The sequence below is a fragment of the Microbacterium sp. ZW T5_56 genome, assembly GCF_044987425.1.
In the GTDB taxonomy this organism is placed as follows: domain Bacteria; phylum Actinomycetota; class Actinomycetes; order Actinomycetales; family Microbacteriaceae; genus Microbacterium.
This window is the reverse complement of the sequence record NZ_JBJDRI010000003.1, coordinates 22,166-44,458: the sequence shown is the minus strand read 5'-3', so window position 1 is coordinate 44,458 and position 22,293 is coordinate 22,166. Positions and strand designations below refer to the sequence as shown.

The window sequence follows — 22,293 nt, the reverse complement described above, 5'->3', positions numbered from 1 at the left end:
CCCGCTCATCGTCTCGAAGCGGTGAGGATCCAATCCAGGCTCCGAGCGATCGAGATGGTCGCGGCGGCGTTGTGCCAGGGGTGTTCGAGCGCGCCGTCCTGCACCGCCGTCGTCACCGCTCGAAGCATCGGCCCATAGCCGTTGCCCTCTCGACGGTGTTGCACAAGCTCAGGATCCGCGAAGATGCGCTCCGCGCTGCCCGCGTGCACCCGCGCACGCGTGCCTGCCCAGAACATCGGCTCCAGGGTGATCCAGCCGCGCTCGCCACTCACCGCGGCGGACAGGTCCAGGAAGCGGGTGCCCGACCACGCGAGGTGGGCGAAGGCCTCGCCGTAGTCGAACTCCGCGCGACCGTCCACATCCACCCCATCCACGATGGCCGCGTGTGCATGCACGTCACTCGGAGCACCGAGGAACCAGTGCGCGAGCGTGACCGGGTAGATCCCCCGGTCACGCAGGATGCTCCCCCCGTCCTGGGGACGCGTTTTGCCCGGGCGCGGGTGAAACGGCGTGCCGAAGCTCGCGCGGACGCTGCTGATGCCGCCCAGCTCGCCGGATGCGACGCGATCGATCATCTCGACATACAGCGGGTTGAAGCGCATCCACATCGCCTCCATGAGGAAGCGTCCGGCGGCATGCGCTCGCGCGAAGAGCTCGTGCGCATCCGATGCTGACGTCGCGATCGGCTTCTCCACCAGCACGTGCTTGCCCGCGTCCAGTGCCTCACGAACGATCTCCGCATGCGTATGCGCGGGCGTTGCCACATAGACGATGTCCACATCGGCTCGCTCGAACAAGCTCTCACGTGATGTCGTGGCGACCGCGATGTCGTGGCGCGAGGCGAAGGCGTCGGCGCGGGGCAGGGTGCGGCCCCACACCGCCCGGATCTCACCTCCGGTCGCGATCAGATCCGCCGCGACACGATCCGAGATGTCTCCGGTCCCGATGATTCCCCAGCGCATCCGTGCTTCCTGTTCTCGTTGCCTCATGCCGGTGCAGGACCGGTGCTCCCCCGCACAACGAGGGTCGTTGCGAGGGGGTGATGATCACTGTCGTCGTGCGTGTTCGCCAGCGCCTGCAGCAGCCGGTTCACGGCACGCTGTCCCGCGAGCTCCAACTGGGCGCGCACGGTCGTGAGCGCGGGGACGATGAGCTCGCTGCCGAAGATGTCATCGAAACCGGCGATGCTCAGCTCGTCCGGTATCGCCAGTCCTGCCGCGGTGGCCGCCTGGATCAACCCGATGGCCATCAGATCGTTGAAGGCGATCACCGCGGTTGCCCGGGAGACGCGCACCCGGTGCAGTGCATCGCGTCCTCCGTCGATGGTGGGAGCCAGCGGACCGATCTCCACGAGTGCGATACCCCGCGCCTCGGCCAGCGCCGCCATGGCCCGCCACCTGCGCTTGCTGATCCAGGACGTGGTCGGACCGGACAGGTAGGCCAGCGAGCGATGCCCCTGATCGGCGAGGTGGGTGATCAGCTCGTGCACGCCGGACTCGACATCGGGCAGCACGCCGCCGACGCCTGCGACGAGCCGGTTGATCAACACCACCGGCTTGCGCCGGGCCAACGCCGCGATTCGCTCATCGGGCAGTCGAGTGGTGGCGAGGATGAGCCCGTCCACGCTGAGCAGCAGCCGCGTTGCCGCCTCGTCCTCCGTCGCCCCGGACTCCTGCGATTCCGCGATGACCAGGATGTAGCCTTCCGCGGTGGCCGCCTGCTCTGCACCACGCACGATGTCGAAGATCACGGGATTGGTGATGTCTGCCACCATCAACCCCAACGTGTGGCTGCGACCAGTGGGGAGAGCGCGGGCCATGGGGTTGACGTGGAAGTCGAGTTGATCGGCAGCCGCCCGGATCCGCGCCTCGGTGGGCTGGCTCACGCGCCCGGGCTTTCCCAGCGCGCGCGAGACCGTCGACGGATTCACTCCCGCCAGATCCGCGATGTCGTAGATCGTGGCGGTGCCACCTCGTCGCCGAATGCGTCCGGCGATCTCAGCGGGTATGGCGTCGCCCGGATCGGTGTGCTCATCCGTCACGTTCCTTCCCCCGGTCAGGAATCCTGGGAGGGCTTGCGGCCCTCCAGTCCCAGCCATCTCCGGCGCAGAGCGAACGCCGCCGATTTCGGCCGACGATCACGGCTGAAGACCCCCTTGCGGTTGCCCCCGACGCGGTGCAGGCCATTGGTGGTGGCAAAGTCGGAGAAGTTCCAGATCTGCTCCCCGGCGAACTGCGGGAACCGGTCGAACACGCGGTGATACATCGCCAGCAGATCGGTCTGGTACTCCTCGGTCCAGACCTGATCCCACACCGAGTGCAACCCGGGCATCGTGTCTGCGCCGTACTCGAGCATCATGATCGGCTTGCCGGTGCGATCGATCCACCCCTGGATGTCGCCCTGCAGATACAGCTCAGCGGTGGCGAGGTCACCCGCGTTGATGTACCAGCCGTAGTAGCGGTTCAGGCTCACGACATCGAACAGGTCGATCATCCGATCGTTCTGGAAGGTGGCGAACATCACCATGGAGTAGGTCAGCGGGCGGGTGGGGTCAAGCTCACGAACGAGGTTCACCAGCGGCTCGAAGTACTCACGAGCACCTTCCTCGTTGGAGGCCGGCTCGTTCGCGATGCACCACATCACGACGGACGGGTGATTCTTGTCGCGACCGACGAGCTCGCGCAGGTGCTGGGCGTGTGCCGCCTGCGTCTCGGCACCGGCGTACTGCTCGGAGAACGTGGGGAACGGCGGTGTGCCTGACAGCCCGCCGACCACCCCCATGTTGAGCCCGACCGCCGCTGTTTCGTCGATGACCACGACACCATGACGATCCGCGAAGTCGAGGACGTCTTCGGCGTACGGGTAGTGGGACGTGCGGAAGGAATTGGCACCGGTCCACTCCATGAGCTGGAAGTCATGCACCATATAGGCATCGTCATGCCCCTTGCCACGCACAGCGGTGTCCTCATGCTTGCCGAAGCCGGTGAAGTAGAACGGCTCCCCGTTGATGAGGAACTCCGCACCGCGCACCTCGACCGTGCGCACGCCGACCGCGAGGGAGTAGGAGTCCCAGACCCGGTCATCCTCCACCGCGTCGACGGTGAGGGTGTACAGGTATGCGGCACCCGGGCGCCAGAGAGTGACGTCCGTGATGACGAGCCGTCCCACCGATCCGTCCGCCTCCGCGACGATGCGACCGTCCTCGTCCGCCAGACGCACGCTCACGTCGGCCTCGCCCACCGTCTCGACCCGGTAATCGACCCAGCCGGTGTCGGCATCGAACCCGGTGACCACCGTCACGTCATCGATATGACGCTGCGGCAACGAGTACAGCCACACCGAACGAGCAAGCCCGGCGTAGTTGTAGAAGTCGTGGAAGTACGTCTGGGTGCGCCCGCCCGTCATCCCCACCTCGATCTTCCCGGGAGGGATTGTCGTATTGGTCAGGTCGGGGCTCACCGCGACCGTGAGCCGGAAGGCAGCACCCGCCGATACGGTGTCGGTGATGTCGATATCGAAGGGCGTGTAGCCCCCGACGTGCTCACCGACGAGCTCATCGTCCACGTAGACGCGGGCCGCGTGCGTTGCCGCATCGAAGCGGAGGAGAATACGCTCGCCATCCCAGCCACGAGGCACCTGCACGCCGCGCTGGTAATACACCCAGCCCACGTGACCACGAATCGCGGGGTCGGTGAACAGGTCGTTATAGCTGGCCGGGACGGCAGCCTCCAGCGGAGTTTCCAGGCGATCACGCCACGGCTCCGCGCCGAGTCGGGAGTCGATGGCGAACCTCCACACCCCGTCCAGGTTGACGAGGTCGCGGGTGGGGGTGGCGATGGGCTTCAACATCAATGGGTTCCTTGCGCTTACGTGCGGTGATTGATTCAGATCGACAGGCCGAGCACGACTGTCGATAGCTATGCGGGGAGGTAGTCGAATCGACGGATGCGGACGTCATCGGCGAGCGCTTCGAGGCCGATGACGCGCCCGGTGAACCCGCCGGCCACCTCGGTACTGAGGTATCGACCATCCAGGGTGGCCAGCTCGACCATCCGCTCGCCTTCGAGATAGCCCGCTCGAATGAGGTCGGGACCGCGGCGAGCACCCCGGTCGGCCAGGTACTCCGTGGCCTCGACGACGAGTGTGACCGCGGCGGTCGTCGGCTGACGTACGACGATCTGATCCAGCGGGCCGATCACCACGCGCACGCGAACCTCACCCCCGCCACGCTCCACGCTGATCTGATGGGCGTCGTCGATCCGCACGGACAGCGCGAGATCCCCGTCAGCCTCCACCGTCGCGCGCCAGAGTTCATCCTCGGCGCGCACCGCCAGAAGTCTCGCGGCTGCAGCGGACTCGATGTCTCGTCCGCGTGCGAGCGTGAGCCCATCGTTGCCCGTCGTCGCGAACGCCGTGGGCGAGATGCCGGGAGAGATCCACCGCGGATGCAGGTGCGGCTCACGGAACTCGTCCGTGAATCCGGACGTCCGTGCCGGAGCGAGGAATCTGTCCTCCACCACGATCGGCCAGTCGTTCACCCAGTCGACGCCCGCGAGGAATGTCTCGCGGCCGTTCGTGTGCCAGCGTGGAAAGGTGCCGCGCGGTCGCGTGCCGAGAAACACGAGTGCCCAGGACCCATCCGCGAGCTCCACCAGATCCGCGTGGCCCGTCGACTGCACAGCATCGCCGGTACTGCGGTGGGTGAGGATCGGATTGGATGGTGCCGGCTCGAAAGGGCCGTGAGCACTCGCGGAGCGGGCGATGGTGACCATGTGCCCGGGCCCGGTGCCGCCCTCCGCCACCAGCAGGTACCACCACTCGCCTCGGCGGATGAGATGGGGCCCTTCGGCGTGCGCTCCGCCTGTCCCGTTCCAGAGCCGGCGCGGATCGGAGAGCACGGCCCCCGTCCACGGATCGACCGCGGCCTGTGAGATGCCACCGCTCATGACGTCGCTCCACGTCACGAGGCAGGTGCCGTCGTCATCCCAGGCGATGTCCGGGTCGATCCCGATCAGCCCGGCGATGTGCACCGGCTCGCTCCAGGGACCGCGCGGATCGGTGGCGTGCATCAGCAGATGTCCGCGCGCGACCTCATGGATGTTCGTGGTGATCATCCAGAACACTCCGTCGTGGTGGCGCAGCGTCGGCGCGTAGATCCCGCCGCTTGCTCCCTCGATCCCCATCCGCACCGTGAGGTCCGTCGGACGATCCAAGACGTTGCCGATCTGCGTCCAGGTGACGAGGTCACGGGAGTGATGCAGAGGCACCCCTGGTGCATACTCGAAACTTGAGTTGACCAGGAAGTAGTCCTCCCCGACGCGACACAGCGACGGATCCGGGTGATAGCCCGGGATGATCGGATTCATGCTCATGACGCCTCCAGCACCTGTCGGCGTTGCTCTCGGCGAGAGCGCTGCTTGACCGGGTCGGCCACTGGTGCCGCCAGCAGGAGGCGCTGCGTGTAGGGGTGATCGGGTGCGGAGGTGACGTGATCCGCCGGCCCCGTTTCCACGAGATCCCCGCGATACAACACCGCGACGCGGTGGCTGATGTGACGCACCACCGACAGATCGTGCGAGACGAACAGGTACGCCACCCCCGTCGCGCGCTGGATCTCGACGAACAGGTCCAAAACCCGCGCCTGCGTCGACAGATCCAGCGCCGACACCGGCTCATCGCACACGATGAGGCGCGGCCGCGGAGCCAGGGCGCGCGCGATCGCGACTCGCTGGCGTTGACCCCCGGAGAACTCGCGCGGCAGCCGTTCGCTGGCGTCCGCGGGAAGGCCCACCTGATCCAGCAGCGTTCGCACCCGGGAGCGCGCATCCTTCGCGGTCGCGCCCTGGATGACGAGCGGCTCGGCGAGGATGTCGCCGACGGTCATCGACGGGTTCAACGATGTGTACGGATCTTGGAAGACCACCTGGATATCTCGCGCCAGGCGGCGGCGCTCCCGTGGCGATGCGCCGATCAGAGAGCTGCCGGAGAAGCGGATGTCGCCACCGGAGGTCGGCACGAGTCCGAGCACAGCACGACCGATGGTGGTCTTTCCGGATCCGGATTCGCCCACCAGCCCGAGCGTCTCGCCCGGGGCCACGCTCAAGGAGACGCCGTGCAGCACTTCGACCGGTCGCGCGCGCCAGCCTCGCCCGGGAAAGGAGACCCGGAGGTCCGTGACGTCGAGAAGGCTCATCGTTCGCTCCCGCCTGCCCCGTGCGCCACGGGTGGGTCCGTTCGCAGCGTGCTCTCGTCCAGAATCGAGTCGAGCAGCATGCGGGTGTATTCGTGCTGTGGATCGGCGAACACCTGAGCGGTCGAGCCGGCTTCCACGATCGCGCCGTGCTGCATCACGGCGATCCGATCGCACAGGTCGGCCACCACCCCGAAGTTGTGGGTCACCAGCAGCACCGCCATGTTCAACTCGCGCTGCAGGTCGCGGAGGAGGTCGAGGATCTCGGCCTGAACGGTGACATCCAGCGCGGTGGTCGGCTCATCCGCGATCAGCAGCTTCGGCCGGCTCGCTACCGCGCCGGCGATGAGAACGCGCTGGGCCATGCCGCCGGAGATCTGGTGCGGATAGGAGTCGAACGTGCGCTGCGGGTCGGCGATGCCCACGCGGGAGAGCAGCGCCAGCACGCGGGCGCGCGCTTCGTTGCGATTCAGCGACAGCGCCGAGCGCACGCCCTCGACGAGCTGTGCGCCGACCCGATATGACGGATCGAGATTCGACATCGGCTCCTGCGGGATGTAGGCGATCTCCTTGCCACGCAGCGGACGCATCTGGGCGTCAGTCAGCCCGACGAGTTCACGCCCGTCGAAGCGGATCGAGCCTCGGGAGATGACCGCCTCGTTGGGCAGCACGCCCAGGGAGGCGAACGCGGTCTGGGACTTGCCCGATCCGGACTCGCCCACGAGCCCCACCACCTCACCCGCACGGATCGTGAGATTCACACCGCGCACGACGTCGATCAGGCCCCCGGTGGGTCGGGGGTAGGCGATGGCCAGGTCGGTGATCTGCAGCAGTGCGTCGCCGTCAACCGCCGCAGCATCAGCGGCCTGAAGCGCGCGCTGCCCGTTGCCCACCTTCGCGGGCTTGGGCTGCGAGCCCTCGAGAATGTCTCGCAGGGCGTTGCCCAGCAAAACCAGCGAGGCGGTGATCACTCCGAGCATGAGGCTCGGCCACAGGAACTGGGTGGGCGCGATGTAGAGGTTGCGGAACCCCGAGGAGATCATGGCGCCGAAGCTCGGGATCTGGGTGGATCCGACACCGAGGAACGCCAGCCCCGACTGCACGGCGATCGCCGATCCGGCGAGGAACGCGCCCGCGATGATGATCGGTCCGCGGATCACGAAGAGCACATGGCGGGCGAGGATGCGGAGGTTGCCGAGGCCCGACACCCGTGCCGCATCGACATACAGTTCGTTCTTCACCCCGAGGACGAGGTTGCGGACGATGCGGTAGATGCCCGGTGACAGCAGCACGCCGAAGATCAGCATCGTGAAGCGGTAGTCGCCTCCGGTCACCGGCATCAGGATGATGAGCAGGAGGATGCCCGGGAAGGTCATGATCAGGTTGAACAGCCACTCCGTGGTGGCGCGGGTGACCGTGCCGAAATAGCCGCCGATGAGCCCCGCGGTGATCCCCACCACGAGCGCGACGCCGGCGCCGATGATCGCCGACACTGCCGCGGTGTTGATCGAGTGCAGCATGCGCGTCCAGATGTCGCGGCCGGTTTCATCGGCGCCGAGCGGATACCCGGCAGTGCCGAACGGTGCATTCACCATGGACAGGGTGGCGTCGTTGGGGCCGTGGCTGGTCAGCAGCGGGGTGAGCAGGCCCAGACCGAAGATGATCGCCAGCAGCGCGAGGGTGCCGATGGCCTGCGGGTCCCGCAGGATGCGACGCCAGGTGGAGGTGCGAGCGGTCGCGCGAGCTGCCAGGGTGACCAGCAGTTCGGTGCTCGGGGCGGTCACGGTCTCGGTGTGGGCGGGGGTGGGGCGTTCGTCGCTCAATGGACTCTCGCTTTCGGGTTCAGCCAACCGTTCGCCAGGTCGGTGAGGAGGTTGACGACGGTGACCAGCAGCACGCCGAATGCGGCGATGCCCATGATCACGGGGATGTCCCCCTGAAGGGATGCGTTGAACGCGAAGCTCCCGTAGCCGGGCAGAGCGAACACGTTCTCGATGATGAGAGCGCCCCCCAACATCTGGATGAACTCCAGCGACAGCACGGTGAGTGCGGGACCTCCCGCGTTGCGCAGCGCGTGTCGGATGACGATGGCCCCTGTGGAGACGCCGCGGGTGCGGAGGGTGCGCACGTAGTCGCGGCGCAGCTCGTCGATCATGCGGCCGCGCACCTGTGCGGCAAGGTTTGCGACACCGCCGATGGTGAGCACGATCACCGGAATCGTGATGCTGCGAGCCCAGGCCGCGGGGTCCTCGGTGAACGGGGTGTAGCCGGTTGCCGGAAGCCACTTGAGTTGAACGGCCAGCACAACCACCAGGCCGATGGCCAACAGCAGCCCGGGCACGACGTAGCCGATCAACGAGATCCCCTGGGCGATGCGATCCACGATGCCGCCGCGCGATGCGGACCACACTCCGAGGAAAGTGGAGATGACCACCGTGAGCAGCAGCGCGGGCACGATGATCGACAGCGTCACGACGAGTCGCTGCAGCACGCTGGCGGCAACCGGCAACGAGGTGTACACCGACTCCCCGAAATCGCCCTGCAGGGCATGGATGAGCCAGTCGCCGTACTGCACGAGCAGCGGCCTGTCCCAACCGCGGGAGGCGATGAGGTCGGCCGTGACGTCCGGGGTGGCGGCGGGACCGAGGATGGTGAGGGCCACGTCGTGAAACGACGTGCTCAGCAGGGCGAACGTGATGAAGGTGACCAGAAGGGCGAGGACGATTCCCGCTCCCAGTCGTCTCGCGATGTATCCGAGCATGGGGGCTCCTGTGATCCGGGGGCGCACGGGCGCGCGCCCCCGGATCGGGTCAGTCGGTGACGGTGAACAGACGGTAGGTGGACAGCGTGTTCGCCTTGCCGATGTAGCTGATGCCGTCTCCGCTGGCCCACGTGGAGCCGATGTAGTTGATCGGCACGACGAACGCCTGGTCTACGACGTACTCGTTCAGCTCCTTGTAGGTGGCAAGCGCCTTGTCGAAATCGACCGTGGAGTCGATCACGCCGAAGAACTCGTCCAGCTTCGCGTCGGTGAAGCCACGCGGATTGGCGGTGCCTTCCTTGCCGAAGATGGTGGCGAGGTCGGCCGTGTCTGAGTTGAAGCCGACGATCTGGTAGTACAGGCCGTAGTCTCCCGAACGCGCCGCCCCCTGTGCCTGCTGCGGCGGAACCGTGACCCATTCGAGGGTCAGACCGATGTCCGAGAACGCCTGGGTCAGGACGGGCTCGATCGTGGTGGTGAGGAACGTGCTCGGGATCTGGAAGCTCTCGCCCGCGAAGCCGGCGTCAGCAACGAGCTTCTTGGCCTTCTCGATGTCGTACGAGTAGGTCTTGTTCAACGACTCGTCGTAGATCGCGCCGTAGGGGCTCACCACCTGCTCGGTGACCTTGCCCACCCCGCTGTACAGACCCTTCAGGATGCCTTCGCGATCGATCGCCATGTTGATCGCCTGTCGGACGTCCTTGTTTCCCAGGGCCGGCCACTTCTCGCCCGCGCGGTCGAGGATGTTGAGATAGCCGATCGCCGTGGCTTCGTTGGTGGCGATGTGCCACTGATCGGCGTTCAACTGGCCGACCATCTGCGACTGCACGGTGGCGGCGTTGAGCTCGCCGGACTGCAGCCCGTTGAAACTCGCCGTCGGGTCCTGAATGACCTTGACAGTGAGGGTGCGGAACGGGACGTTCGCAGCATCCCAGTAGTCATCGCGCTTGGTGAGGACGTAGCTGCTTCCCGGCACCGTCTTGGCGACGTCGAGCGTGAACGGCCCAGATCCAACCGGATCGGTGGCCGTGCGCGGGGTATCCATGGTGGCCGGATCGCCGATGGCTCCCACACCCGAGGACAGGTTGTCCAGGAACTGCGGGTCGAAGGTGCTGAAGGTCACGACGACCGTGGACTCATCGGGCGCGGTGACATCCGACACCGCGGACAGACGGCTCTGCACGTTGCCCGGGGCGGCCTTCGATCGCAGGATGGTCTTCGCGACGGCGTCCGCGGTGACGGGGTCGCCGGTGCTGAAGGTCATTCCGTCACGCAGCGTGAGGGTCAGCTCGGTGCCGTCCTCGTTGTACGCCCACGACTCGGCCGCGCCCGGGAGGATCTTTCCCGTGTCGGGATCCTTGCGCAGCAGCGTGTCGAGGATGGAGGACCAGACGAACATCTGCTGTCCGTCAACCAACTGGGCGGGATCCAGCGAGTTCGGTGCCGACACCGCGGCGATGGACAGGTCCTTCTCCGCAGCAGGTGCCGCAGCCGATCCCGACGGGCTCGTGCCGGCCTCCGGTGTCGCAGCGCTGGAGCAGCCCGTCACGGTGAGGGCGGCCACCAGAGCGAGCGCGGACAGCAGCGTTCGGCGTGCGCCGCGGGTCGCAGTGAATGTGGACATGTGTTCAAACTCCTTTGAATGAAACAGCGTCGGCAATCGCTTGTCAAGAAGACTCGGGAGGATCAAGCGTGGTGCCTCGCGGTCAGTAAAGCACGAACGGATCTCTCATGACAACCGATTGCCACGATGTGACACGACCGTTATGAGAGCGGCTGATCTGGCGCGGTCGCTTGCGGCGTTTCGTCCTCTTGTGTCGACATCCGCGCCGGCCGGCTGATGGGCATGACCTTCCCCTCCGAAATCCCGGCCCCGTTGTACGAATCCACGCGCACCCAGTACTCGACGCCCGCGTTGAGCGCGCGCAGGTCGAGCTCGGTCCCATCGAGCACCTGCCAGCTGTGATAGAGCTTGTCCGCCGCTGAGCCATACCGGACCACATAGCCTCCCGCTCCGCGGGCCGGCTGCCACCCGATCAGCGCCGTGAGCTCTCCGGTGCGCGACGCCGACACCACGGCGGCCTCGGGCAGCGGGATGTCCGCTCGGCCGAACACGCGCAGGCCAGAAACGGCGAACGGGGCCTCGAACGGGAGGCGACCCGCCGTCACACGCACGTAGCGCGCATCGCGCGGAGAGTCCAGCACTGCCAGCGCATGGGGTCGATCTTGATCCACCTCGAGCACCGTCTGCCAGCTCTTCTCGTCCGCTGACGATTCCACCTGGAACTGCGTCGGCCGACCCGCGCCGTACATCGCACGCCACGAGTAGCCGAAATCCGCCCCGCCCGGCGCTGGGTCCACCAGCTCGGCCAACCCCTCGTCGGCGAGATTCACCTGCACGGCCGAGACCGACATCACGGCCCCGAGATCGATCGTGAGACTCTCCCCGGGGTCCCGGGATCCCGCGACCCACCAGGTGCGGACATCCTCGTTCACGGCAAGCTCGGGCCCGTGATCGGCAGCCGAGCTCGATGCGGACACCGCCGCGCCGTGCGAGAGCAGCATCCATGGCGGGGGCGTCCACGGATCGGCAGGTCCGGTGGGGATGAGTGTGGGCCAGTCGCCGAACGCCTGATTGCAGAACAGCCCGCCGTCGGCATCGAAGCCGGCAGGGAACAGACCGATCCGACGCTCATAGACGTCGTTGACAGAGATTCGCATCGTTGCCGCATGCCACCAGTTGCCGTGCTCATCAGTGAAGGTGCTGCCGTGACCTGCGCCCGTGATGAATCCGCCGGGCTTGGCGGAGAACGGGCTGTGGGGCGAGTACTCGAAGGGCCCGAGCGGAGACGTTGCGGTGAGGTATCCGTCTGCGTATGTGTTCGCCTCGGTCGCCGGTGCCGCGTACTGCAGCACGTAGACGCCTGCGTGCTTCGTCATCCAGGCGCCCTCGATGTACGGATCGTCGCTCGAGAACTGGGCGACAAGGCGCTCCTCGGGAGTGCGCGGCTCAGCGCGACGGTGATTCTCGCCGACGTTCTCCCAGCCCCGTCGGCTGCGATCGGACGAGATGAGCTCGACCGGCTCGCCACGCGGCCGCCAGGACGTCGGATCGATCTCGACCCCGCGGATCGGCGTCTGATTGTCGCATCCCCAGTACAGATACACCCGGCCATCGTCATCCTGAAAGACGTGGGGATCCCAGAACGGAAAGGTGCCAGGAGAGATCTCTGTGAAGTCATCCGCAAGCGGATCCTCGCTTCGGAAGAACGGGGAATCCGTCTTGCGCGACGCCGAGATGATCAGCGCGCCGTTGACTTCCCGCACGTCGGGGGCGTAGTCGAATGCCGGAAGCCGATCGGTGGCCACGAAGTGCCAGTCCGCCAGGTCGGTCGAATGCCAAAACCCCGCCGACATCGAGGCGAACAGGAAGTAGCGCCCACGGAACCGCACGATGGAGGGATCGGCGGCCTCGCGGTGCACGCTGCGGCGAGGCTGGCCAATCGTCACTCCGCGGACGACTCCCGTGAATCGGACGTCCTGATAGCGATAGGCGAGGTCGAGGGGGTTGCTGTAGTAGCGCGCGGGCTTCGTCATCGAAGGAACCTTTCCGTTGGTGCTGTCGGTCTCATGGGACGCGGATCTACCGGGTTAGGCAATCGCTTGCCAATCTTCCGCACAATGAGCGATACTCTTCCTAAGAGTCAAAGTATGGCATCCGATTGCCATCTGTTCACCGAGGAGCAGAACATGTCCGGAGCAACGACGCCCACCTCCACCCGAGGGCCCTCCGCTCTCCCGCGGATCGAACGCCGAGGTGCGGCGGCGCAGCTCATCGTGGACGACCGTCCCTACCTGATGCTCGGCGGCGAGCTGCACAACTCGAGCGCCTCCAGCCCCGCCTACATGCAGCCCGTCTGGGATCGGCTCGAGACGGCGGGGGTGGGCACGGTGGTGAGCGTGGCGACCTGGCAGCTGATCGAGCCCGAGGAAGGCGAGTTCGACTTCACCACCGTGGACGACCAAGTGCGTCAGGCCCGCGCACGCGGAATACGGATCGTACTGCTCTGGTTCGGCGCCTATAAGAACGCAGATTCGGCATATGCCCCCAGCTGGGTGCGGCGCGACGAGACCCGCTTCCCCCGCGCTGAACGCGATCCACTGCGCGCCGTCTCCGGTCGCTTCGCGGTGGATGGCCCCATCCTCAGCGTCTTCAGCGACGCCCTCGCCGACGCGGACGCGCGTGCCTTCGGTGCACTCATGCGCCATCTGGCCGAGACCGACACCGAGCACACCGTCATCATGGTGCAGGTCGAGAACGAGGTGGGGCTTCTCGGCGACAGCCGCGACCGCTCACCTCTTGCAGACGCAGCCTGGCGCGGCCCCGTGCCGCCACGACTCCTCGATCAGCTCGCGGAACGATCCGCGAGCCTCGATCCCTGGGTTCGCGACCTGTGGTCTCGTCAGGGATCTCTCGCTGCGGGCACCTGGGCGGAGGTCTTCGGAGAGGATCGGCTGGCGGAGGAGATCTTCATGGCGTGGGCGTTCAGCACCTATGTCGAACGAGTCGCTCGCGCGGGCATCGCCGCTCATCCCCTTCCTCACTACGCCAATGCCTGGCTCGGGCCGCAGCCGGGTGCCGACCTCCCCGGTCAGTATCCGAGCGGCGGTCCGGTCTCTCGCATGATCGACATCTGGCAGATCGGGGCGCCCTCGCTGTCACTGCTCGCACCCGACATCTATGTGACTGACTTCACGGGAACCCTCGACGCATATGCGCGCGCCGACAACCCGATCTTCATACCGGAGGCCATCCCGTCCGCAGCGAACGCGCTCCTCGCAGTGGGGAACTATCACGCACTGGGCTTCAGCCCGTTCGGTATCGAGGACCTGCCGACGGATCATGAGGTGTTCCGGTGCTATCGAACCCTCACTCCCCTGACCCCCCTCATCCTGGACGCGCAGGAGCGCGATCGTATCCATGGCTTCAGCGTCGTAACGGGAGAGCAGCAGCACGCACGAATCGGCGACTTCGACGTCACCATCCGGGGCGCTCACGACACGTTCGGGCTGTTCGGAGCAGGCACAGGTGCTGCGGCAGAGACTCTGGCCGGCTACGGACTGATCCTGCAGACCGGACCGGAGGAGTTCACGGTCGTCGCCCGACATGCGTCAGTCTCCTTCGCGCGTGCCGATGCCGTCGTCGAGGTCGATCACCTGCAGGAGGGCACCTACGGCCCCGAGGGATGGGTGCCGCGGCGCACCCTCAACGGCGACGAGCGCTACTTCGCCTTCCAGAGCAACGATCTACGGGTCGTTCGCTACCGACTCCTCGTGCGATCAGCGACTCCCCTGCCCGGCTCGTGACGATGCTCGCCGCTTCAGACGAGAAGACGGTTCAACACTGCGGCGCTCACCTCGGCACTGCGCAGCGGCGATCCGTCGATCCAGTTCTTGTGCGTCTCCACGATCACCGCGCGCGCGTTCACAGACGCAGCCTGCGCCACCAGAGCGGGGATGTCGAGGTTGCCGAGCCCGAGTTCCACGCTGTCGATTCGATCGATGGGGGTGAGCGCGGAGCCCGTACGCCTGCTTCCCCGATCCGTCAGGTGGCACAGCTCCACGCGCGTATCCAGCCGGCGCATCAGCGCCAGCGGATCGGCGCCGGCGGTTGCCGCCCAGAAGCAGTCGAGCTCGAAACCGACGGCGCGCGGATCGGTGCCCTCGACGATCAGGTCGAAGGCCGAGCGACCGGAGGGGAGGCGTCGGAACTCGACACTGTGGTTGTGGTAGAGCAGCCGCAGGCCGCGTTCTCCCAGCGCAACACCGGCAGCGTTGAGGCGGCGAACCAGCGTGTCCAGCGCAGCGGGGTCGCTGTAGTCGAAGCGGTACATGCCGGTGATGACGACCGTATCCGTGTCGAGACGATCCGCGTGCCTGGCCACCGCATCCGCATCGCGCTCGATGGTGCCGAGGTCTTCGTGCAGCGCCACCACGCGCAGCCCCGCAGCAGGAACGAGAGTGGCCCAGTCGACGTGCCCGGCCCGCCCGACCGGCATCCCGGCGGCCCGGGTGAGCGCACGCACCAGGAGCGAGCTGGGCCGGGTCATGAAGCCGTTCAGCTCGATGGCCTCATACCCCCACGCCGCCAGCTGCTCCAGCACCGCACGGGCGCGCTCGTGGGTGGACGCGATCGAGCCGATCTGAATCTGCTGGACAGCCCGCAGCGGCCGCATGCTCACTCAGTCCTGCGCCGTGGACAGCAGTCGAACGAACCGCTCCAACAGCGCCAGCACGGGTCGGCCCGGATCCAGCAGCGCCTGGATGCGCAGACCGTCGATCATGGCCAGCACCATCGTGACTTTGTCGTCTGCCGACAGCTCTTCATCGTCATCACCGAGCGCCAGCCGTCCGCCGTTGAGGTACTTGCGCATCCGCACGCGGCGGGCCATGAAGAACTCATGGGCGGGATGATCGGGATTGGTGGCGGCGATGGTGATCGCCAGCCAGTTGCGCTGGTGATCGGGATGCGCGAACTCGTCGGCGAGAACGCTGGAGAGGACGCGCTCGGCCGAGACCTTCGAGAGCATGATGCGGTGCGCGAGCTCTTCGTCGTCGGCGTCGCGCTGGGCGAGCGCGGCGAGCAGGAGATCCTCCTTGGTCGCGAAATGACGCAGCAGCGCCGCGTGTGTCACCCCCGCACGCGCGGCGATGTCCCGCAGCGAGGCGCGCTCATACCCGTGCTCGGCGAAGCCCGCGAGCGCGGCGCGCACGATCTCAGCCCGCCGCGCCGCCGTTCCCGCATAGGGTCCTCGTCGCTTCGTGGTGGTTGCCTGCTCGCTCATCGCCCTCCCCTGTCGTTCGCGTTGGACCTTGCCAACTCTAACCGCTTTGGTTACAGTTTGGAAAAGTGACCACGATGGTTACGGTTTGCATCCGCGTTGACGCGGGCGCCCCGTCGCCTCTCGGCCGACCTACCACCCGATAAAGGAGTCATGGTGAGCATCGAACAGCCACCGGCCCAGCCCGCCGCCCCGGTGCAGACCGCGAACAGCGCCCCGGAAAACCCGAAAGCCGAACCCGAGGCGCGCGTCAGCGGCTCGTACATCTTCTGGCTCATGCTGGCCAGCTTCGGCGCCTCCATGGCGATGATGGTGCCGCTGTCCTACGGCATCGCCGTCCGCATCAGCGAACTCGCGCCGGGGCACGAAGAGGTCCTGGGATACATCACGGGTACGGCCCAGGCCATCTTCCTGGTGATCAGCCCGCTGGTGGGCATGTGGAGCGACCGTGTGCGCTCACGCTGGGGCCGACGGACGCCCTTCATCTTCCTCGGCACCGCCATCGGTCTCGTCGGCCTCGTGATCATGGGCCTCGCCCCCTCCCTCTTGATCGTCGGTGCCGGCTGGGTGCTGGGCATGTCGGGCTGGTCGATCTCCGGCGCCGCAATCCAGAACATCCAGGCGGACAAGCTGCCGGAGCAACAGCGTGGCAAGGTGTCCGCGCTCACCGGCCTGATGACGCAGATCGCCCCCGTGCTGGGAATCGGCGTGGCCTATGCCGTGTCCTCCAGCACGATGCTCGTCTTCGTGGTGCCCGGCATCATCGGCGCAGTGCTGCTCGCCCTCTTCCCGCTCATCAAGCCGGAAGGCAGCTCCCGCGAGCTGCCGCAGGGCGAGCGGGTCACGGCACGCGCCGTGTTCGCCGGCTACGGCTTCAACGTCCGCAAGTACCCCGACTTCGCCTGGAACTGGCTGGGCCGCTTCATCTTCTTCATCGGCCTGTACTTCAACACCACCTTCGGCACATTCTTCTACGCCCAGCGTCTGGATCTGCCCGTCAAAGAGGTGGCTGGCGTCGTCGCCACGATCGGGATGCTCGGCGTCGTGGCCGCTGCTGGTGGCGCGCTGCTCGGCGGATTCCTCTCCGACAAGCTCAAGCGTCGGCGCCTGTTCGTGGTGATCGCCGCCGTGCTGTTCGTCGGCGGTGCTCTCGCCGAGGCGACGGCCTGGTCGCTGCCGCAGCTCATCATGGGCGCGGTGCTGATGCAGCTGGCGATCGCGGTGTTCGCCACCGTGGACCAGGCGATCATCTTCGCGATCATCCCGGACCGCAGCGAAACCGGGCGCTACATGGCCATCGTCGCCTTCGCTCAGAAGATCCCCAGCGCGGTCGCCCCGCTGCTCGCCTCCGTCATCATCACGATCGGAGCCGTCACGGATGTGAAGAACTACACCCTGCTGTACCTGATCGGCGCAGCCTTCGCGCTGGTCGGCGGTCTGATCGTTTTCCTGAAGGTGAAGGCTGTCCGATGACCTCCGCACCCTACGACCTCCGCACCGATGCCGGCGGCGACGGCTTCCCCGTCACGACTGCGACGCCACGGCTGTCGTGGCGCCCGGGCGACGTCGCAACCGACACCTTCGAGGTCGAGCTCGTCATCGCAGATCGAGGGCCCGAGATCGTGCCGGTCACGGGACTGCAGCTGGCATGGCCGACGGCACCGCTCGGCAGCGGCGACGCGGTCCGCTGGCGCGTGCGCCCGGCGACTGCGGACGCCGCCTGGTCCACATGGGCATCCTTTGAAGCCGGACTGCAGGATGCGGACTGGCGCGCGCGGTGGATCACGCCCGTCGAGTCCGGAACGATGCGACCAGGTCACCGGCCCGCCCATGTGCTCTCCACTGTCTTCGAGCTCGCGGGTCCGGTGCGCGCTGCACGCCTGTACACCACAGCCCTCGGCGTCTACACCGCCACCCTCAACGACCGGCGAGTCGGCACGACGGAGCTGGCACCCGGATCGACCTCCTACGACCGCACCCTCTACGCACAGGCGGTGGATGTGACGGACCTCGTCGCGACCGGCGAGAACCGGATCGACATCGAGCTGTCCGACGGCTGGTTCCGCGGACAAGTCGGAGCGTTCCGGATCCCGTCGCAGTGGGGCGACACGCTGGGGGTGCGCGCCGAGTTGCACCTGCGCCTGGCCAACGGCGACACGCAGATCATCCGGACCGACGAATCCTGGCAGAGTCGGACATCGCGCATCATCGCCGCAGACCTCATGGAAGGCCAACGCGTCGACTACACCGCGGAGACTGGCGAGCTGTCGCCCGTACTCGTGGATCGTGTAGAGGCACCGGCGATCGACTGGTCGCCGGCCCCACCGGTACGCGTGACCGAGGCCCTCGCTCCCGTCGCCGTGACTGAGCCCCGCGCGGGTGTCTGGGTGCTCGACTTCGGCCAGAACGCCTCGGGCTGGGTGCGACTCACCGATCTCGGCGAACGCGGAACGCGCACCGCCATCGACTTCGGCGAGTACCTCAGCCGTGACGGCGACCTCTCCACCTCCCACCTCGACTCGGAGCGCCCGGGCGAGCCCGCTAAGACGTTCGTGCAGCATGACGAGGTGGTGTCATCCGGCGCCGCCGGTGAGGTCTTCGAGCCACGACACACCGTGCATGGCTTCCGCTACGCCCGCGTCACGCGCCCCGGTGCGCCGTTTGACCCGGCCAGCGCCGTGATGCAGGTGGTGAACACGGACTTGGAGCGGACCGGTTCGTTCACGAGCAGCAACACGGACCTCAACCGCCTCCACGAGATCGCGGATTGGAGCTTCCGCGGCAACGCCGTGGACGTACCCACCGACTGCCCTACGCGCGAACGGCTCGCCTGGACCGGTGACTATCAGGTGTTCGCCCCCACGGCCACGCGGCTATATGACGTGCTCGGTTTCAGCCGGAAGTGGCTGCAGTCCGTGCGCGACGACCAGTTGGACGACGGACGCATCACCAACTTCTCCCCCGACGGACGGCGCATCAAGCATCACCTGGACGACCAGTTCGCGATGATGACCGGTTCTTCGGGATGGGGCGATGCGATCGTCGCCGTGCCGTGGGAGCTGTATGCGAGCTATGGCGACGAGCGGGTGCTCGCGGAGAACTGGGAGGCGATGACGCGCTGGGTGAGCTGGGTCGAGGAGAAGGCTGCCACCACCCGCCATCACGCGCGAGCGCAGGCGTCCCCCGAGCCGGAGCCGTTCGAACGCTACCTCTGGGACGGCACGTTCCACTGGGGCGAGTGGACCGAGCCCCAGCAGCGCGATGCCGACGGCAAGCGCATCAATCCGATCTCCGACAACCCGATGGTCTGGTTCCTGGCAGACAAGGGAGAGGTGGGAACGGCCTACTTCCACCGCTCCGCGCGCACGCTCGCCCGCATCGCCGCGATCCTCGGCAAGCCGGAGGAGGAGCTGCGCTACGACGAGCTGGCGGATCGTGTGCTGGCCGCGTGGCGCGCGGCGTACCTTCGCCCCGACGGGACCACGGTCCAGGACACGCAGGCCGCGTACGTCCGCGCTCTCACGTTCGGTCTCATCCCCGACGATCTCCGGGAAGCTGCGCTCGACCGTCTGGTACGGCTCATCCGTGAGGCCGGAGATCACCTCGGCACCGGATTCCTCGCGACCGGAGACCTGCTGCCTGTCCTCGCCGATCACGGACGGGCCGATGTCGCGTTCGACCTGCTCTTCCAGCGCAGCGAGCCGTCCTGGCTCACGATGATCGACCGGGGTGCCACCACCATCTGGGAGGACTGGCACGGCATCGATGAGAACGGCGACGCCCACGCCTCGCTCAATCACTACAGCAAGGGCGCGGTGATCCGCTTCCTGCACACGCACGTGCTGGGGCTGCGCCAGCAGCAGGACTCCATCGGGTGGGAGCGCATCGTGATCGCGCCGACGCCCGGCCCCGACATCACCTGGGCCCGCGGCCACCACGATGGCCCACGCGGCCGCATCGATGTCTCCTGGACGCAGGGTGACGAGGAGTTCGTGCTCGACATCACGATTCCCCCGCTGACGACCGCGCAGATCCTGCTGCCCGACGGCACGACATATGACGCCGGAGCGGGCACGCACCGCTTCACCGTACTTCCCACCACTGCTCCGCAACGATGAAGGACACACAGATGACCACTTTCCCCGACGGCTTCCTCTGGGGCGCCGCCACGGCAGGCCACCAGATCGAAGGCAACAACGTCAACAGCGACTGGTGGGCTCGCGAGCTCACCATGCCCGGGATGGAACCCTCCGGAGACGCCTGTGACAGCTACCACCGCTACGACGAGGACATCGCGCTGCTCGCAGAAGCGGGACTCGCCTCCTACCGCTTCAGCCTGGAGTGGTCGCGCATCGAGCCGGTACCCGGTCGGTTCTCGCGCGCCGAGCTGGCGCACTACCGACGCGTGATCGACGCGTGCCTGACCCGAGGCGTCACCCCCGTGGTCACGCTGCAGCACTTCACCACGCCCCAGTGGTTCGCCGAGCGCGGCGGGTGGCTGGCACCCGATGCCTCCGAGTTGTTCTCGCGCTACGTCACCGAGACCACCACCATCCTCGACGGCGTCGAGTGGGTCGTCACGATGAACGAGCCGAACATGCAGGCCGCGATCATGACGGCGATGCGTCGGATGCAGCAGGCCGCGGGCGGCCAGTGGCAGAGCCCCACCGTCGAGGGTGACGGTGAGCAGCAGTCGCACAGCGAGTTCCTGACCTACGCGGACCCGGAGATCGGGCGCACGTTCACGGCGATCCACCGCGCCGCGCGCGACATTCTCCGCGCTCGCACCAGCGCGAAGGTGGGCTGGACGATCGCGGCGGGCGCGCTCACGGCCGCACCGGGCGGCGAGGAGAAGCTGCGCGAGATCCGCTACGGCAAGGAGGACGTGTACTGGGAGGGCAGCCGCGGCGACGACTTCGTGGGCGTGCAGGCGTACTCCAGCCAGGAGGTCGACGCGAAGGGTCTCGTCCCGCACGCGCCGCATCCCGACAACACGCTCGTGGGCACGGCGTTCCGCCCCGACGCGCTCGCGATGGCCGTCTCCCATGCCTGGGAGACCACGCTCGGCGTTCCCGTCCTGGTCACCGAGAACGGCATCGCCACGGCCGATGACACGCAGCGCATCCGCTACACCGACGAGGCGCTGCGCGGGCTGCAGGCTGTCATGGCGGAGGGCATCGACGTGCGCGGCTACCTGCACTGGTCGCTGCTGGACAACTTCGAGTGGGGCCACTGGGAGCCCACGTTCGGCCTCATCGCCGTTGACCGTGAGACCTTCGCGCGCACGCCGAAGCCCAGCCTCGCGTGGCTGGGAGAGGTGGCGCGACGCAACGGCGTGGTCGAGGAGGTGGACGCATGACGTTCCCGTTCGCGGATGTCTCGGATGCTCCCCTCTCCGACCTGCTGTCGCTGCGCGGTCGCCGCGCTCTGGTGACGGGCGCGGCTCAGGGACTCGGCTACGCGATCGCTCTGCGTCTGGCGGAGGCGGGCGCCGCGGTGGCGGTCGCCGATCTCGATCTCTCGCGTGCCCGCGAGGCCGCGGATCGGATCGCCGCCGCCCACGGCGTCCCCACGCTCGGTGTGGGCATGGACGTCGCATCCGTCGCGAGCATCTCGGCGGGCGCCGATGACGTCATGGCGGAGTGGGGAGGCCTGGACGTCTGGGTCAACAACGCGGGCGTCTTTCCCAGCATTCCGATCACCGACATGACGGCCGAACAGTGGGATGACGTCTTCGCCGTCAACGCCCGCGGCGTCTTCCTGGGCGCGCGCGAATCGGCGCGTCGAATGGTGGACGGCGGTGTGATCATCAACATCGTGTCCACGGCAGGGTTCGAGGGCACCGCTCCGGGGCTGGCCGCCTACGTCGGCTCGAAGCACGCCGCCCGCGGACTCACGAAGCAGCTCGCGATCGAACTGGCACCCCGCGGCATCCGGGTGCTCGGTGTCGCGCCGTCGTTCGTGCCCACCGAGGGCAACCTCGCCGCAGCAGCAGCAGCAGCACTGCCCACGGGCATGGATCCGCTGAGCATCATGCAGCCGAAGCTCATCGGACGCCATGGCACCCCCGACGACATCGCGCGCGTGGTGCTGTTCTGCGCCAGCGATCTGTCGCTCGTGATGACCGGCAGCACGCTCCTCGCCGACGCCGGCCACACAGCCTGACCGAAACAAATCACGAAGCCCGCGTCCGTCAGGGCGCGGGCGTCGTCATCTGCTCGGTTCAGCGATCATCGCCGGCGTTGATCCTGCTCTCGTTGCTGTCTGTTCCGCATATGCATTGCTTGCCAACCCAAGAACACCGCGATCGCGACCGGGACCACGGTCGCCGGAATACTACCAGGCGCCATGATCGGAGCGACGGCCAGCCCCAGGATGAGTGCAGCAGCGGCGCATATCGCCACGGTCAGCTGCGCTCGTGAGAATTTGGCGGACATTCTGTCTCCTTCCGGGATGCTTCGACCATACGAACTCACCCCTGGTAGCAGATCGAACCTTCG

General features: G+C 67.1%; 16 protein-coding genes. 5 read left to right on the top strand and 11 right to left on the bottom strand.

What is annotated here, in order from left to right:
- Nucleotides 1–5: 5 nt before the first annotated feature.
- The 9 genes from ACI3KU_RS02355 to ACI3KU_RS02315 form a co-directional block, all read right to left on the bottom strand.
- Entirely contained in the window at nt 6–962 is a 957-nt protein-coding gene (locus ACI3KU_RS02355) for a Gfo/Idh/MocA family protein (RefSeq protein WP_404920679.1), read from the bottom strand.
- A gap of 23 nt (nt 963–985) precedes the next feature.
- Entirely contained in the window at nt 986–2,041 is a 1,056-nt protein-coding gene (locus ACI3KU_RS02350) for a LacI family DNA-binding transcriptional regulator (protein ID WP_404920678.1), read from the bottom strand.
- Between the two features lie 14 nt (nt 2,042–2,055).
- On the bottom strand, nt 2,056–3,849 hold the full coding sequence (gene uidA / locus ACI3KU_RS02345; protein WP_404920677.1) for a beta-glucuronidase: 1,794 nt from the start codon (nt 3,847–3,849) through the stop codon (nt 2,056–2,058).
- 68 nt (nt 3,850–3,917) lie between these two features.
- A complete protein-coding gene (locus ACI3KU_RS02340; RefSeq protein WP_404920676.1) occupies nt 3,918–5,372 on the bottom strand; it encodes a family 43 glycosylhydrolase in 1,455 nt (484 codons plus the stop codon).
- Nucleotides 5,369–6,193, bottom strand: coding sequence for an ATP-binding cassette domain-containing protein (locus ACI3KU_RS02335; protein WP_404920675.1), 825 nt, complete (start codon nt 6,191–6,193; stop codon nt 5,369–5,371). The genes ACI3KU_RS02340 and ACI3KU_RS02335 overlap by 4 nt, the downstream gene beginning before the upstream one ends.
- Nucleotides 6,190–8,013, bottom strand: a complete 1,824-nt coding sequence (locus tag ACI3KU_RS02330) for an ATP-binding cassette domain-containing protein (protein ID WP_404920674.1) — start codon at nt 8,011–8,013, stop codon at nt 6,190–6,192. Before ACI3KU_RS02330 ends, ACI3KU_RS02335 begins: the two co-directional genes overlap by 4 nt.
- Entirely contained in the window at nt 8,010–8,951 is a 942-nt protein-coding gene (locus ACI3KU_RS02325; RefSeq protein ID WP_404920673.1) for an ABC transporter permease, read from the bottom strand. Before ACI3KU_RS02325 ends, ACI3KU_RS02330 begins: the two co-directional genes overlap by 4 nt.
- Nucleotides 8,952–9,000: 49 nt before the next feature.
- Nucleotides 9,001–10,575 carry an ABC transporter substrate-binding protein gene (locus ACI3KU_RS02320; protein WP_404920672.1) on the bottom strand — a complete coding sequence of 525 codons (1,575 nt, stop codon included), beginning with the start codon at nt 10,573–10,575 and terminating at the stop codon, nt 9,001–9,003.
- Between the two features lie 140 nt (nt 10,576–10,715).
- Nucleotides 10,716–12,548, bottom strand: coding sequence for a family 43 glycosylhydrolase (locus ACI3KU_RS02315; protein ID WP_404920671.1), 1,833 nt, complete (start codon nt 12,546–12,548; stop codon nt 10,716–10,718).
- A 153-nt stretch (nt 12,549–12,701) separates the two neighbouring features.
- Here ACI3KU_RS02315 and ACI3KU_RS02310 point away from each other — a divergent pair, with 153 nt between their 5' ends.
- A complete protein-coding gene (locus ACI3KU_RS02310) occupies nt 12,702–14,318 on the top strand; it encodes a DUF5597 domain-containing protein (protein WP_404920670.1) in 1,617 nt (538 codons plus the stop codon).
- A gap of 14 nt (nt 14,319–14,332) precedes the next feature.
- On the opposite strand, the gene ACI3KU_RS02305 is transcribed toward ACI3KU_RS02310, so the two are convergent.
- Together ACI3KU_RS02305 and ACI3KU_RS02300 are read right to left on the bottom strand one after the other, a co-directional pair.
- A complete protein-coding gene (locus tag ACI3KU_RS02305; RefSeq protein ID WP_404920775.1) occupies nt 14,333–15,187 on the bottom strand; it encodes a sugar phosphate isomerase/epimerase family protein in 855 nt (284 codons plus the stop codon).
- 6 nt (nt 15,188–15,193) lie between these two features.
- A complete protein-coding gene (locus ACI3KU_RS02300) occupies nt 15,194–15,796 on the bottom strand; it encodes a TetR/AcrR family transcriptional regulator (RefSeq protein WP_404920669.1) in 603 nt (200 codons plus the stop codon).
- Nucleotides 15,797–15,946: 150 nt separating this feature from the next.
- On the opposite strand from ACI3KU_RS02300, the gene ACI3KU_RS02295 reads away from it, so the two are divergent.
- From ACI3KU_RS02295 to ACI3KU_RS02280, 4 genes are read left to right on the top strand one after another with little or no spacing between them, the layout of a single operon-like run.
- Nucleotides 15,947–17,266 carry an MFS transporter gene (locus tag ACI3KU_RS02295; protein ID WP_404920668.1) on the top strand — a complete coding sequence of 440 codons (1,320 nt, stop codon included), beginning with the start codon at nt 15,947–15,949 and terminating at the stop codon, nt 17,264–17,266.
- Nucleotides 17,263–19,911, top strand: coding sequence for a family 78 glycoside hydrolase catalytic domain (locus ACI3KU_RS02290; protein ID WP_404920667.1), 2,649 nt, complete (start codon nt 17,263–17,265; stop codon nt 19,909–19,911). The genes ACI3KU_RS02295 and ACI3KU_RS02290 overlap by 4 nt, the downstream gene beginning before the upstream one ends.
- Nucleotides 19,912–19,922: 11 nt before the next feature.
- Entirely contained in the window at nt 19,923–21,152 is a 1,230-nt protein-coding gene (locus ACI3KU_RS02285; protein WP_404920666.1) for a glycoside hydrolase family 1 protein, read from the top strand.
- Nucleotides 21,149–21,958 (top strand): SDR family NAD(P)-dependent oxidoreductase, encoded by an 810-nt coding sequence (locus tag ACI3KU_RS02280; RefSeq protein WP_404920665.1) that lies wholly within the window; start codon nt 21,149–21,151, stop codon nt 21,956–21,958. Before ACI3KU_RS02285 ends, ACI3KU_RS02280 begins: the two co-directional genes overlap by 4 nt.
- Nucleotides 21,959–22,293 lie beyond the last annotated feature (335 nt).

Coding starts and splice junctions, on each gene's coding strand:
- ACI3KU_RS02355 (WP_404920679.1), bottom strand. CDS start 962: ATGCGCTGGGGAATCATCGGGACCGGAGACATCTCGGATCGTGTCGCG.
- uidA (WP_404920677.1), bottom strand. CDS start 3,849: ATGTTGAAGCCCATCGCCACCCCCACCCGCGACCTCGTCAACCTGGAC.
- ACI3KU_RS02340 (WP_404920676.1), bottom strand. CDS start 5,372: ATGAGCATGAATCCGATCATCCCGGGCTATCACCCGGATCCGTCGCTG.
- ACI3KU_RS02335 (WP_404920675.1), bottom strand. CDS start 6,193: ATGAGCCTTCTCGACGTCACGGACCTCCGGGTCTCCTTTCCCGGGCGA.
- ACI3KU_RS02325 (WP_404920673.1), bottom strand. CDS start 8,951: ATGCTCGGATACATCGCGAGACGACTGGGAGCGGGAATCGTCCTCGCC.
- ACI3KU_RS02320 (WP_404920672.1), bottom strand. CDS start 10,575: ATGTCCACATTCACTGCGACCCGCGGCGCACGCCGAACGCTGCTGTCC.
- ACI3KU_RS02315 (WP_404920671.1), bottom strand. CDS start 12,548: ATGACGAAGCCCGCGCGCTACTACAGCAACCCCCTCGACCTCGCCTAT.
- ACI3KU_RS02310 (WP_404920670.1), top strand. CDS start 12,702: ATGTCCGGAGCAACGACGCCCACCTCCACCCGAGGGCCCTCCGCTCTC.
- ACI3KU_RS02305 (WP_404920775.1), bottom strand. CDS start 15,187: ATGCGGCCGCTGCGGGCTGTCCAGCAGATTCAGATCGGCTCGATCGCG.
- ACI3KU_RS02300 (WP_404920669.1), bottom strand. CDS start 15,796: ATGAGCGAGCAGGCAACCACCACGAAGCGACGAGGACCCTATGCGGGA.
- ACI3KU_RS02295 (WP_404920668.1), top strand. CDS start 15,947: ATGGTGAGCATCGAACAGCCACCGGCCCAGCCCGCCGCCCCGGTGCAG.
- ACI3KU_RS02290 (WP_404920667.1), top strand. CDS start 17,263: ATGACCTCCGCACCCTACGACCTCCGCACCGATGCCGGCGGCGACGGC.
- ACI3KU_RS02285 (WP_404920666.1), top strand. CDS start 19,923: ATGACCACTTTCCCCGACGGCTTCCTCTGGGGCGCCGCCACGGCAGGC.
- ACI3KU_RS02280 (WP_404920665.1), top strand. CDS start 21,149: ATGACGTTCCCGTTCGCGGATGTCTCGGATGCTCCCCTCTCCGACCTG.